At 70.1% G+C, this 12,674-nt stretch carries 9 protein-coding genes; 3 read left to right on the forward strand and 6 right to left on the reverse strand.

Translation table 11 applies throughout. The features are described from left to right. Positions 1-39: 39 nt before the first annotated feature. The 6 genes from ACIPWY_RS23590 to ACIPWY_RS23615 form a co-directional block, all read right to left on the reverse strand. Positions 40-453 (reverse strand): roadblock/LC7 domain-containing protein, encoded by a 414-nt coding sequence (locus ACIPWY_RS23590; RefSeq protein ID WP_033321188.1) that lies wholly within the window; start codon positions 451-453, stop codon positions 40-42. Between the two features lie 10 nt (positions 454-463). Next, entirely contained in the window at positions 464-3,706 is a 3,243-nt protein-coding gene (locus ACIPWY_RS23595) for a nitrate- and nitrite sensing domain-containing protein (protein ID WP_362904749.1), read from the reverse strand. A 367-nt stretch (positions 3,707-4,073) separates the two neighbouring features. Continuing rightward, positions 4,074-4,655 (reverse strand): ATP/GTP-binding protein, encoded by a 582-nt coding sequence (locus tag ACIPWY_RS23600; protein WP_100595019.1) that lies wholly within the window; start codon positions 4,653-4,655, stop codon positions 4,074-4,076. Beyond that, positions 4,636-5,046, reverse strand: a complete 411-nt coding sequence (locus ACIPWY_RS23605; RefSeq protein ID WP_227297383.1) for a DUF742 domain-containing protein — start codon at positions 5,044-5,046, stop codon at positions 4,636-4,638. Before ACIPWY_RS23605 ends, ACIPWY_RS23600 begins: the two co-directional genes overlap by 20 nt. Positions 5,047-5,155: 109 nt before the next feature. Continuing rightward, on the reverse strand, positions 5,156-5,569 hold the full coding sequence (locus ACIPWY_RS23610) for a roadblock/LC7 domain-containing protein (protein WP_362904909.1): 414 nt from the start codon (positions 5,567-5,569) through the stop codon (positions 5,156-5,158). A gap of 9 nt (positions 5,570-5,578) precedes the next feature. Beyond that, a complete protein-coding gene (locus ACIPWY_RS23615; RefSeq protein ID WP_401534813.1) occupies positions 5,579-9,466 on the reverse strand; it encodes a nitrate- and nitrite sensing domain-containing protein in 3,888 nt (1,295 codons plus the stop codon). A 578-nt stretch (positions 9,467-10,044) separates the two neighbouring features. Between ACIPWY_RS23615 and ACIPWY_RS23620 the strand changes: the two genes are divergently transcribed. The 3 genes from ACIPWY_RS23620 to gltX all read left to right on the forward strand — a co-directional run bounded on the left by ACIPWY_RS23620 (position 10,045) and on the right by gltX (position 12,669). Then, positions 10,045-10,239 (forward strand): hypothetical protein, encoded by a 195-nt coding sequence (locus tag ACIPWY_RS23620; RefSeq protein WP_362904756.1) that lies wholly within the window; start codon positions 10,045-10,047, stop codon positions 10,237-10,239. 170 nt (positions 10,240-10,409) lie between these two features. Then, the gene (locus tag ACIPWY_RS23625) at positions 10,410-11,198 is read left to right on the forward strand and encodes a fumarylacetoacetate hydrolase family protein (RefSeq protein ID WP_266559665.1); all 789 of its coding nucleotides are present in this window, start codon (positions 10,410-10,412) and stop codon (positions 11,196-11,198) included. Next, positions 11,191-12,669, forward strand: a complete 1,479-nt coding sequence (gene gltX, locus ACIPWY_RS23630; RefSeq protein ID WP_362904760.1) for a glutamate--tRNA ligase — start codon at positions 11,191-11,193, stop codon at positions 12,667-12,669. Before ACIPWY_RS23625 ends, gltX begins: the two co-directional genes overlap by 8 nt. The last annotated feature ends 5 nt before the right edge of the window (positions 12,670-12,674 follow it).

Here is a 12,674-nt window from a genome sequence, read left to right on the forward strand (position 1 = left end):
CCTTACGGCCACGGGGCGCGAAATCGCACCGCTTGTCTGTCAGTTGAGAAGGCTCCCCTGAAGCTCGGCCCGCAGGTCGGGAGTGAGAACCGTACCCGCGCGGTCGACAAGAAGTGCCATCTCGTACCCGACGAGGCCAATGTCCGCCTCCGGGTGTGCGAGGACAGCGAGGGAAGAACCGTCGGAGATGGACATGATGAAGAGGAATCCTCGCTCCATCTCCACAACTGTCTGGTTCACGCTGCCGCCCTCGAAGATGCGGGACGCGCCCGCGGTCAGCGAGGTAAGACCCGACGCGACGGCCGCCAGCTGGTCGGCACGGTCACGCGGGAACCCTTCGGACATCGCCAGAAGGAGTCCGTCGGCGGAGACCACCACCGTGTGGGACACCCCAGGGGTGTTGTCCACGAAGTTGGTGATCAACCAGTTCAGGTTCTGTGCCGCCTGGCTCATCGGGCTCACACTAACGCTCCTGGTTGTAGGTGCTGTCAGGACCACTGTGCTGGTTCGTGGCCTGGCCGTTCGTATCGCTTCCTGCTTCGCGTCCCCGCTGCACGCCCCGGCGCAGGTTGCTCAGCCTGCCCCTGACGTCCTCAGGCGCGCGGGAGACCTGGGGGCCGCCCTGCGGGGTCGATTCCGCCGTGCCCTCGACCAGATTGGCCTTGGGCACCCGGCGCGGCAGACCGGAGGAGGTGACTCCGCCCGCCTTCGGCTTCCGGAGCTGCTCCGCGCGGACCCAGCGCTCGTCGTTGGACGAACGCCAGTCGTCGGGGCCGCTGCCGTCGCTGCCGGCGCTGCCGTTGTCCTGGGTGGTGTTGTCGGCGCGGTCGGGCGCCGGTGTCGCCGCCGGGGCCTGGCGCTGCTGCCCGCCCGAACCGCGCATCGGAAGACCGGCGTCGGTGAGCGAACGGGCGGCGGACGGGGTGGGTCCGGCCGGGGCCGCGGGACCGTGCGGGTCAAAGCCTACGCGCTCCGGCTCACCGGCGTCAGCGCGCTGCGCGGATTCCGTTTGAGCGGTGTGCTCGGACCGGTACTGCTCCTGGTAGCCGTCCTGCGTCTGCCAGTCGCGCTGCTGCGAGCCGCGCAGCGGGGCGTCGCCGAAGGCCGAGTACGTCTCCTGGACGGGTTCCGCATAGGCGTCCTGAGACGCGTAGCCGTCCTGCGGTGCGAAGAACGAGTCGTTGTAGGAGCCGTTCTGCGGCTGCTCGTCGTACGTCTGCCGGCCCTGCCCGTAGCCGGACGAGGGGTCCTCGTACGCCTGCTGCTGACCGTCGTCGTACGCGGGCTGTGCGGGAGCGTACGCGGACTGCTGCTCGTACGGGTCCTGCGCCTGCGCCGGAGCGATCTCGTCGCGGAACAGCGGGCGGTCCTCGCCCGGCTCACCGAGGTGCGACTCCAGAGCCGCGCGGCGCTCCTCGCGCATCAGCGAACGGCCGACCGGGTCCAGGTCACGCAGGTCGTCAGGGACGTCCGTGTAGCGGCTGTCGTCGAAGCCGAGCTCCGCGGCGGTGCGCAGCGGGGCGGGCTCGTACGCCGACTGCGACGGGATCATCGACGAGACGGTGAACTCGGACTCGGGGAGGTGCTCGCCGCTGCCACCGTGGGTGATGGCGTCGGGCAGCATGACGAGCGAGGTCGTGCCGGCCTGCTCGCCCGAGGGGCGCAGCTGGACGCGGATGCCGTGCCGGTCGGACAGGCGGCCGACCACGAACAGGCCCATGCGCTGCGAGATCGCGGCGTCCACCGTCGGCGGGTTGGCCAGCTTGTGGTTGATGTCCGCGAAGTCCTCGGCGGTGAGGCCGATTCCCTTGTCGTGGATCTCGATCATGACGCGGCCGTCGGGGAGACGGGTCGCGGTGACGCGGACCTTGGTCTGCGGCGAGGAGAACGTGGTGGCGTTCTCCAGGAGCTCGGCGAGCAGGTGCACGAGGTCGGTCACCGAACGGCCGTGGATCTCGGCCTCCGGCACGCCCGACAGCTCGATGCGCTCGTACTGCTCCACCTCGGAGGAGGCGGCGCGCAGGACGTCGACCAGCGGGACCGGCTGGTCCCAGCGGCGGCCCGGCTCCTCGCCCGCGAGGACGAGGAGGTTCTCGCCGTTGCGGCGCATACGGGTCGCCAGGTGGTCCAGGCGGAAGAGGTTCTCCAGCTGGTCCGGCTCGGCCTCGTTGTTCTCCAGGTCAGTGATGAGGGTCAGCTGACCCTCGATCAGGGACTGGTTGCGGCGCGACAGGTTGGTGAAGATCGCGTTGATGTTGCCGCGGAGCAGGGCCTGCTCGGCGGCGAGGCGGACGGCCTCGCGGTGCACCTGGTCGAAGGCGCGGGCGACCTCGCCGATCTCGTCCGTGGAGTTGATCGGGATGGGCTGCACACGGGTGTCGACGCGGCCCGGGTCGGTGCGCGAGAGCTGGTCGACGAGCATCGGCAGGCGCTGCTCGGCGACGTCGAAGGCGGCGGTGCGCAGGCGGCGCATCGAGCGGCTCATCTGGCGCGCCATCATCCCGGCCAGCGCGAACGCGGCGAGCAGGGCGACCAGGACGACCGCGCCGGTGACGAACGTGGACTGCTTGGCGTCGTCGGCGATGCCGGCGGCCTCGTTCACCGCCTTGTCGGCGAGGTCGGACTCGATGGTGCGGTATGCGTTGAACTTGGCGGTGTTGACCGCCCACCAGTTCTCCTTGGTGACGCCCCGCTGCGCGATGGCGAGGCGGGCGCTCGGCTGCGTGGTGGGCAGCGTCGCGATGTAGGAGACCATGTCGGTGGGGTCGGCCGGCGGCGGGACGTAGGTCTTGCCCTGCGCCTTCGCGGCCGCGGCGGTCTGCTTGGCCTGCTTCGCGCCGTCGATCGCCAGCTGCTTCTGGGCGGCACCGAGCTTGTCGACGTCGGCCTGCGTGCCGCCGCCCTTGTACTCCTCGATGGCGATGCCCTCGAGATAGGCGTACGAGGAGAGCGCGATCTTCTGCTTGCCGAAGGTCGAGGCCGAGGGGCCCGGGGCGACCAGCAGGTGCATACCGATGGACCGCTCCAGCGAGAGCGCGGCCTTGGAGAGCGAGATGGCGTAGACCGTGCGGCCGTAGCTCGTGATGTTTCCGGTGCCGAGGCCGAGTTCGTTGGCGAACTCCATCAGCGGGTGCTGGATGCCGACGTAGCCCTCTTCGGTCTGCACGCCGGGGAGCTTGCTCGTGTACGCGGCGGCCCGCAGCTTCTCCAGGCCGGGCTCGACCTGCCGGAACTGCGTGAGGCGGCGCTCCAGGCCTTCCTTGGCCGGCATGTTCTTCGCGGCGGCGTCGAAGGCGTCGGCGGCCTCGTTCGTCGCCTCGCGGGCCTTGACGACCGACGGGTCGTTCTTCTTGCCCAGCAGGAGAGGAGCCGCGGAGATGTCGCGTTCCTCGATCAGGCTGTTGGCGTACGTCAGCGACGCCTGCACCAGACGCGCGGTGTTCTCCGCGTCCTCGGCCTCGTTCCAGGTGTCGATCGAGCCCTTGACCTGGAAGCCACCCATGATCAGACCCACGAGCACGGGTATGAGGAGGATCGCGTTCAGCTTGGTGGGCACGCGCCAGTTGCGCGGTGACATCCGGCCGCCGGACGGCGCCGGGGGCTGCTCGGCCCGTGGCACATGCGCGGCCGGCGCCGCTGCACGCGGCGGCGGGGTGAAGTTGCCCCGCGCCGACGACGGCTCGGGACTGTTCTTGCTTCGCCTCACTCGACCAACAACCTCTCGGCGTCGGCACTTACGCTGTGCCGCTGTCTCCAGGCCCTTACCTACTGGGCAGTTCAGCGCATTCCAGCACGTCAGGCGGTTCTCTTCCAAACACTGGGAACCGGAAGCTCCGAGTGACGCATGCCCCAGATAAAACGGTCATAAAGAGCGAGCCCCGCCAAAAGGCGGGGCTCTTGTGCGCGCTGTGGAACCGGGTGTGCGCGACCTGTGGCGGCGGCACCGGAATTCTCTGTCGAAACGTTATGAACACGGAGGCCGACCGTGTCAAAGGACACAGCGGCCTCCGGGCGCACTACGACAACTGCCGTATGGATCTGGCCACTTGGTGGCCGGATTTTCGGCGGTCGGGCTACTTCAGGCGGGCCATCAGCGCGTGCTCGACCAGCGTGATCAGGCCACTCTTTGCATCCGCACGGTGTCGGGCGTCCGTGGTGATGATCGGGGTGTCCGGGCCGATCTGGAGCGCCTCGCGCACCTCGTCGGGTGTGTAGGGCTGATGACCCTCGAAGCCGTTGAGGGCGACGACGAAGGGCAGGCCGGAGTTCTCGAAGTAGTCGACGGCCGGGAAGCAGTCGGCGAGACGGCGCGTGTCGACGAGGACGATCGCGCCGATCGCGCCGCGGACGAGGTCGTCCCACATGAACCAGAAGCGGTCCTGACCGGGCGTACCGAAGAGGTACAGGATCAGGTCCTGGTCCAGGGTGATGCGGCCGAAGTCCATCGCCACCGTGGTGGTGGTCTTGTCCCCGGTGTGGGTGAGGTCGTCGATGCCCGCCGACGCGGACGTCATGACGGCCTCGGTGCGCAGAGGGTTGATCTCCGAGACGGCGCCCACGAACGTGGTCTTGCCGACGCCGAAGCCGCCCGCCACCACGATCTTCGCGGACGTGGTGGAACGGCCGCCTCCGCCGTTAGAGCTTGCGAAGTCCACTGAGCACCCTTTCGAGCAGTGTCACGTCAGGCTGGCCGCCGGCGTTCTCGTCGCCACCGGGCTGGTGGATGGCCACCATTCCCGCTTCCGCCAGGTCCGCGACGAGGATCCGGGCCACACCGAGAGGCATCGACAGCAGGGCCGACACCTCCGCCACCGACTTGACCTCCCGGCACAGGTGGCAGATGCGCTGGTGCTCGGGGAGCAGCCCTATCAGCTGGGCCGGGTCGGCGGTCGTGCTGACGAGCGCCTCTATGGCGAGCTGGTAGCGCGGCCGTGTCCGGCCACCGGTCATCGCGTATGGACGCACCAGCGGCTGGTCGCCTTCAGGACCGTACGCGGCGTGCGGAGATACGCCGTACGGGTCGTGAGAGGCGGTGGGCGGGGTCATGGATCCTCCGGGCGGGACAGCAGGTGGTCTGCGTGCCGTCTGACGGGGCCGGTGGGGGGCGGTGGCGGCCTGACGGTGCGGTCGTACGTGCGTGTGGGGGAGGTCGTGACTAGTGCAGCAGGCTGCCCTGCAGTTCGGCGCGGAGATCGGGGGTCAGTACGGAACCCGCACGGTCCACGAGCAGCGCCATCTCGTAGCCGACGAGGCCGATGTCGCAGTCCGGGTGCGCGAGCACCGCGAGGGAGGAACCGTCCGAGACCGACATGAGGAAGAGGAAGCCACGCTCCATCTCCACCACGGTCTGGGCCACGGTGCCGCCCTCGAAGATCCGGGACGCACCCGCGGTCAGCGAGGTGAGGCCCGAAGCGACGGCCGCCAGCTGGTCGGCGCGGTCCCGGGGGAACCCCTCCGACATGGCGAGCAGCAGGCCGTCCGCGGACACGACGACGGTGTGGGAGACCCCCGGCGTGTTGTCCACGAAGTTGGTGATCAACCAGTTCAGGTTCTGTGCCGCCTGGCTCATCTGGCTCAACTAACGCTCCTGCTGGTGAGTGGGGCTGGGGAAGCTGCCGGTCTGGCCCGTACCGGCCTGGCGACCCTGCTGGATGCCCCGACGGAGATTGGTCAGCCGGCCGCGAACGTCATCAGGCGAACGCGAGACCTGCGGACCGGTTTGGTGCTGTTGCTGCTGAGCCGTACCCGCGACGAGGTTCGCACGCGGGACGCGACGCGGGAGCCCGGAGACGGTGACCCCGCCGGCCGAAGGCTGGCGGACCCGCTCGGCCTGGCGGCCGAGCTCGTCGTTGGGCGACTGGCGCCAGTTGGCGGGCGCCTGGGCCTGCTGGGGCGCCGCGGGTGCGGCGGCCGCCGGGCGGGCGGGCGCGGGGGAGGGGTTGGGCGACTGGGGCTGCTGCTGCGACGAGCGCTGCGGCAGGCCGCCCGGCCGGCCGTTGTTCTGCTGCGGCGCGGGCGCCTGCGGCCGGTCCTGCTGCGGCGGTCCGGCCTGCTGGCCCGACTGCTGGCCGTGGAACCAGTTGGTCTCGAGGGTGTCGAAGAGCGGGGTGCGGCCGTCGCCCGGTCCGGCGGGCGGCAGTTCGTCCTGCCGTCCGGGACCCTGCGGCTGCGGCGGGAAGTGCTGGTCCTGGCCGCCCTGGACGGGAGGCCGCGGCATCGAGAAGTCCGCCGCGCCCCGGGAGCCGAGCTGCGGCAGGTCACGCGCGGGACCGCCGGGGCGACCCTGCGGCTGGCCCTGGCCCTGGCCCTGGCCCTGGCCCTGGCCCTGGCCCTGGCTCTGACCCTGCCCCTGTGTCTGTCCGAAGCCGTCGCCGCCGGGGAACTGGCCGTCCTGGCGCGGACGCCCGGAGTTGTTCTGGCCGGGAGCGGCGAACTGGCCCGTGGAGGACGGGTCCTGAAGCCCCGGGCGCAGACCGTCGTCGAAGCCGGGCGCCGCGAACTGACCGGTCTGGTGACCCTGGTTCTGCGGCCGGCCCTGCGACGGGTTCTGGGGCGGGAAGTGGTTCGGGTTCTGGGACTGGCCCTGGTGGCCGCCGAAGACGTCGTTACGGACGAACGCCCCCGTGTCCTGTCCCTGGCCCTGACCCTGGTCGTGCGGGGCGGGCGCGCCGGGACGGGGCCCGTCGAAGTCGGGCCGGGCGAACTCGGCCGTCGAGCCGGGTCCCTGGCGGTCGTCCACCCGCGGGAACTGCGTCGTGGAGTCCGGCTCCTCGTGCCCGCGCGGGGCGTCGAGCGAGGCGCGCGGCACCGGCGGCTGCGCGTCGTCGTTGCCCCAACTCGCCGCGCGAGGCTGGGGGTTGTTGCCCCCGGGCAGCTCGGCGCGGGGACCGCCACGCGGCGGCAGGACCGGCCGGCGGCCCTGCTCGGGCGCCTGGTTCGTACGCTGCTGGGGCGGCACGGGACCGTTCTGGCCCGGCCCCTGGCCGAGGCCCTGACCCTGCGGCTGACCCTGGCCGGGACCGCCCTGCGCACCGAACGCGCCGGCCGGAGCCGGACGACCCTGCTGAGAGGACTGCTGCGGCTGCTGGGACTGCGGAGACTGAGGCGCCTGCGGGCCGTTGCCGTCACGGCCGGGCAGCGCCGCGCGCGGACCCGATCCGGCAACCTGCGGACGCGTCGCGCCGGGACCGGCACCGAGCAGGCCCCCGCCACCGGAACCACCAGGACCGCCCTGCGCACCCGCGCCGACCCCACGCCGTGCCGCGGCCACACCGGCGGCGGCCTGCGCCGCGGCCGGGCCACCGGAGGCGGCGCCGGGCTTGCCGGGAGCCTTCTTGCCGCCCTGGGCGACGTCGACGGGCAGCATGACGAGCGCCGTCGTGCCACCGGAGTCGGACGGGCGGAGCTGGATACGGATGCCGTGACGCTGCGACAGACGGCCGACCACGAACAGACCCATGCGGCGCGAGACCGACACGTCCACGGTGGGCGGCGACGCGAGGCGCTCGTTGATCGCGGCGAGGTCCTCGGGGGAGAGGCCGATGCCGGTGTCGTGGATCTCGATCAGCACACGGCCGTCGGGCAGCGCGTGACCGGTGACCTTGACCTTGGTCTGCGGCGAGGAGAACGAGGTCGCGTTCTCGAGCAGCTCGGCGAGCAGGTGCACGAGGTCGTTGACGACGCGGCCGGCCACTTCGGTGGTCGGCACGGAGGCCAGCTCGATGCGCTCGTACTGCTCCACCTCGGAGGCGGCGGCGCGCAGCACGTCGACGAGCGGGACCGGGCGGGTCCAGCGGCGGCCGGGCTCTTCACCGGCGAGAACGAGGAGGTTCTCACCGTTACGGCGCATGCGGGTCGCGAGGTGGTCGAGCTTGAACAGCGAGGACAGCTGGTCGGGGTCGGCCTCGCGCGACTCCAGCTCGGAGATGAGCGAGAGCTGGCGCTGGATAAGACCCTGTGAACGGCGCGAGAGGTTGGTGAACATCGCGTTGACGTTGCCTCGCAGGAGGGCCTGCTCGGCGGCGAGGCGGACCGCCTCGCGGTGCACGTCGTCGAAGGCCGAGGCCACCTGGCCGATCTCGTCGCGCGAGTGCACACCGACGGACTCGACGGAGGTGTCGACGTCCTGCGGGTCCGACTCGGACAGCTGCTTGACCAGCTCCGGCAGGCGGTCCTGGGCGACCTTGGTCGCGGTGTCCTGGAGCCGGCGCAGCGAGCGGATCATGGAGCGGGCCACGACGAACGCGCCGACGAGCGAGACACCGAGGACGAGCAGGATCAGCGCACCGTTGATGATGGCCGAGCGCTCGGACTCGTTGCGCAGCTCGCGGGCCTGCTGCTCCATCTGGTTGAGCAGCGTCAGCTCGATCTTGGACATTTCCTGCAGACGCTGGCTGTCCGCGTCGACCCAGTCCTTGTAGGACCGCTTGTCCTCGTTCTTGATGCCGCCCTCCCTGTCGAGGGCGCGGCGGGCGTACTGGTCGGCGGCCTTGATCGTCGCGTTGCCCGAGTCGATGGGCTTCATCAGCTCGGTGGCGGCGACGTTTCCGTAGACGGAGCTGAAGCCCTTGAGGTCGGACTCCTGGTTCTCCAGCGCGGACTCGCCGTAGCGGCGGTCGGTCTCGGAGAGCTTGCCGAAGTCGCGGTCGTTCGGGGGCAGGGCGGCTGCGATGACGGCGCGCTGCACGGACGCGTACTCCTTGGCGGAGGAGAACGACGCCAGGGCGCGCGTGCGCTTGATCATCTCGGGGTTGCTGGTCGCCTGCGCCATGTCGGTGGACAGCGACAGGAGCTGCTCGACGAGGCGGCTGTAGGCGTCGATCGTCTGGGACGAGGTGCTGCGGTCCTTGAACGCGTCCTGCCGGATGCCCTTGAGGTTGTTGAGCTGGCCGGCGATCTGCGTGACGTGGTCCTGCACACCGTCGAGACCACTGTTGGTGTCCCCGTCGGTGATCTCGTACGTGCCTTCCATGAAGGCCTTGCGCGCGCGGTCGGTCTTCTCGCGCGCGCCCCTGACGGTGTAGTCCTCGGTCGCCTTGCCGCCGTTGGCCAGCGGGCCCGCCGACTGGTCGCGCTCCTCCTGGAGCGCGGACGCGAGCTCGGTGGCCTGCTTGGTCATGTCCGTCAGCAGCTTCATGTTGTCGAGCTGCTGGATGTCGCTCATCGACTCGCCGATACGCAGCGCGCCGAGGGAGGTCGCGGCGACCACGGGGAGGGCGAGCAGCGAGACCAGGCGGGTGGAGATGCGCCAGTTACGCAGGGCTATTCGCGAGCCGGGGCCGGTCGGGCTCTTCGGCTTCGCGGCGGTCTTGGGCGCGGCCGAGGAGGCCGTACTGCCCTCGACGGAGGCGGTCCGGCCCGGGTTCTGGGCGTGCTGGGGCGAGGAACTGCCTGTCATCGGGCCAGTCCCGCCGCGCGGCTCCGGCTCCGCCGCAGCGCTGCCATCCCTGTTCTTACGTCCCTGCACTAGCGTCGCAACCTCTGGACCAGGCGTCCCCCGCGTGCGCGGACGGGACGGTGTCGGCGTAGTTCGGGGGCGAGCTGAAACGCCCCCTTCGGTCGTCGGTGACCGGCGCTGCTCCCCCTTTCCGCCGCGACTCGGCGCTGCGTTGCGCCCCGTGCGCGCCGGCTCGATCTCGCGGCGGTCCCGCGAATTCCAGCACAGTGCAGGATCTCCAACAAGGGCCGAGGGTCAGGGCCGTATCAGTGTGACGCCTTGTGAGGGGTGCGTCACGAGACGTAGAAAGTGATCTCGTCGATAACGGACTTTTACTGACGTTCCACCTACACCCCGGGGGTGTCCCAGTCGCCATGATCGGGAGCGGAATGGTGGCTTCAGTGGAGGAATGCCCGTTTCGGGACCGCGTACTTCGGGTCCGAATTGCAGCTTTTGTCACCCCCCTGGTGAGCAAACTCACATGAACAACATCGTCTCTTCCTCTCTTTCGACGGGAATCAGATGTTTAGCCTGGCGCTTTACAGGGATGGCGAATCCGACAACCGGCGCCCTGCGGGCGCCCGCACCGACAAGGTCACGAGCGACACATGAAGACTGTGAAGTCCCCGATGTTCCGCAACATCGCCAACCCGCGGCGTACGACGCTGATGCACCTGAAGGACGCCGACGAGCTGCAGGCGGCACCGGAGCAGCCGGAGTACTCCGTCGCCCTCCCCGCTCAGACGGCCAACCCGCGCCGCGCCATCCTGATGGAAGTCCCGGAGACGACTCCGGCGGCGTGAGGACGCGCCGCTGAAGGATGCCGCGCCCCAAAGGGGCGCGGGGACGCGGGGAACTGCGCGACAAGCCCCCACCGGCGGGGAACGGGCAAACAACCCCGAGCCCCCGCCCGCGTTAGCCTGAAGCGTCACACTCCACCAGGCACATGCAAGAAAAGGGGCGCAGCCAACCCGTGCGCATCGCCAGATTCTCCATCGACGGCAATGTCGCCTTCGGCGCGGTCGAGGGCGACAGTCCCCCCGGAACGACCGAGGGGCTTGTCCTCGACATCATCAAGGGCATCCCGTTCGCGGACTTCGAACTCTCCGGCACGAAGGTCCCGCTGAGCAAGGTCAGGCTCCTGCCGCCGGTGCTCCCCAACAAGGTCGTCGCCTTCGGCCGCAACTACGCGGAACACGCGAAGGAACTGGGCAACGAGGTCCCGGACGCCCCCTTCGCGTTCTTCAAGCCGTCCACCTCGGTGATCGGCCCCGGCGACCAGATCGCGTACCCCTCCTTCTCGCAGGAACTGCACCACGAGGCCGAGCTCGCCGTCGTCATCGGCCGCATGTGCCGCGAGGTCCCGCGCGAGCGCGTCAAGGACGTCATCCTCGGCTACACCTGCGCGAACGACGTCACCGCGCGTGACGTGCAGAAGCGCGAGAAGCAGTGGGCCAGGGCCAAGGGCTTCGACACCTCCTGCCCGCTCGGCCCCTGGGTGGAGACGGACCTCGACCCCAGCGACCTGACGATCCAGTGCACCGTCAACGGACAGCAGCGCCAGCTCGGCCGCACGTCCCAGATGATCCACTCGATCGAGGACCTGATCGTCAACATCTCCGAGGCCATGACGCTGCTTCCCGGCGACGTGATCCTCACGGGCACCCCGGAAGGGGTCGGCCCGCTCAACGTCGGCGACGAGGTCGCCGTCACCATCGAAGGCATCGGCACTCTCACCAACAAGGTGATCAAGCGTGGCTAACGCGACGAACGTCCGCGTACGTTTCTGTCCCTCCCCGACCGGCAACCCCCACGTGGGCCTGGTCCGCACCGCCCTCTTCAACTGGGCCTACGCCCGGCACAACCAGGGCACCCTCGTCTTCCGCATCGAGGACACCGACGCGGCCCGCGACTCCGAGGAGTCGTACGAGCAGCTCCTCGACTCGATGCGCTGGCTCGGCTTCGACTGGGACGAGGGCCCCGAGGTCGGCGGCCCCCACGCTCCGTACCGCCAGTCGCAGCGCATGGACATCTACAAGGACGTCGCCGAGAAGCTCCTGGCCGCCGGCCACGCGTACCGCTGCTACTGCTCCACCGAGGAGCTCGACGCCCGCCGCGACGCCGCCCGCGCCGCGGGCAAGCCCTCCGGTTACGACGGCCACTGCCGTGACCTGAGCGCCGAGCAGGTCGCCGCGTACGAGGCCGAGGGCCGCGAGCCGATCGTCCGCTTCCGTATGCCCGACGAGGCGATCACGTTCGAGGACCTGGTCCGCGGCGAGATCACCTACCAGCCGGAGAACGTCCCGGACTTCGGCATCGTCCGCGCGAACGGCGCCCCGCTGTACACGCTGGTCAACCCGGTCGACGACGCCCTGATGGAGATCACCCACGTCCTGCGCGGCGAGGACCTCCTCTCCTCCACGCCCCGCCAGATCGCCCTCTACATGGCGCTCAACGAGCTCGGCATCGCGAAGCTCATCCCCGCCTTCGGACACCTGCCGTACGTCATGGGCGAGGGCAACAAGAAGCTCTCGAAGCGCGACCCGCAGGCCTCGCTCAACCTCTACCGCGAGCGTGGCTTCCTGCCCGAGGGGCTGCTCAACTACCTCTCCCTGCTGGGCTGGTCCTTCTCGGCCGACCAGGACGTCTTCTCCATCGAGGACATGGTCGCCAAGTTCGACCTCGCGGACGTCAACTCCAACCCGGCGCGCTTCGACCTCAAGAAGGCCGAGTCGATCAACGGCGACCACATCCGCATGCTGGACGTGAAGGCGTTCGCGGCGGCCTGCGAGCCGTGGCTGCGCGCCCCGTTCGCCAACTGGGCGCCCGAGGACTTCGACCAGGCGGCCTGGGAGGCCATCGCCCCCCACGCGCAGACCCGTGTGACGGTCCTGTCCGACATCACGGCCAACGTCGACTTCCTCTTCCTGAAGGAGCCGGTGGAGGACGAGGCGTCCTGGACCAAGGCCATGAAGGGCGACCCGGCCGGCCTCCTGACCACGGCCCGCGCGAAGCTCGAGGCCGCCGACTGGGCATCGGCCGACTCCCTCAAGGAGGCCGTCCTGGCCGCCGGTGAGGAGCACGGTCTCAAGCTCGGCAAGGCGCAGGCCCCGGTCCGCGTCGCCGTCACCGGCCGCACGGTCGGCCTGCCCCTCTTCGAGTCCCTGGAGATCCTGGGCAAGGACAAGACCCTGACCCGCATCGACGCCGCCCTGGCCAAGCTCACGGCCTAAGCTCG

Origin of the sequence: Streptomyces sp. NPDC090032, assembly GCF_044748025.1 — a bacterium.
GTDB lineage: Bacteria > Actinomycetota > Actinomycetes > Streptomycetales > Streptomycetaceae > Streptomyces.

What these genes read in the sequence shown, in the direction of transcription:
- ACIPWY_RS23610 (WP_362904909.1), bottom strand. Translation starts at nt 5,569, where the DNA reads ATGAGCCAGGCGGCACAGAACCTGAACTGGTTGATCACCAACTTCGTG.
- ACIPWY_RS23620 (WP_362904756.1), top strand. Translation starts at nt 10,045, where the DNA reads ATGAAGACTGTGAAGTCCCCGATGTTCCGCAACATCGCCAACCCGCGG.
- ACIPWY_RS23590 (WP_033321188.1), bottom strand. Translation starts at nt 453, where the DNA reads ATGAGCCAGGCGGCACAGAACCTGAACTGGTTGATCACCAACTTCGTG.
- ACIPWY_RS23605 (WP_227297383.1), bottom strand. Translation starts at nt 5,046, where the DNA reads ATGACCCCGCCCACCGCCTCTCACGACCCGTACGGCGTATCTCCGCAC.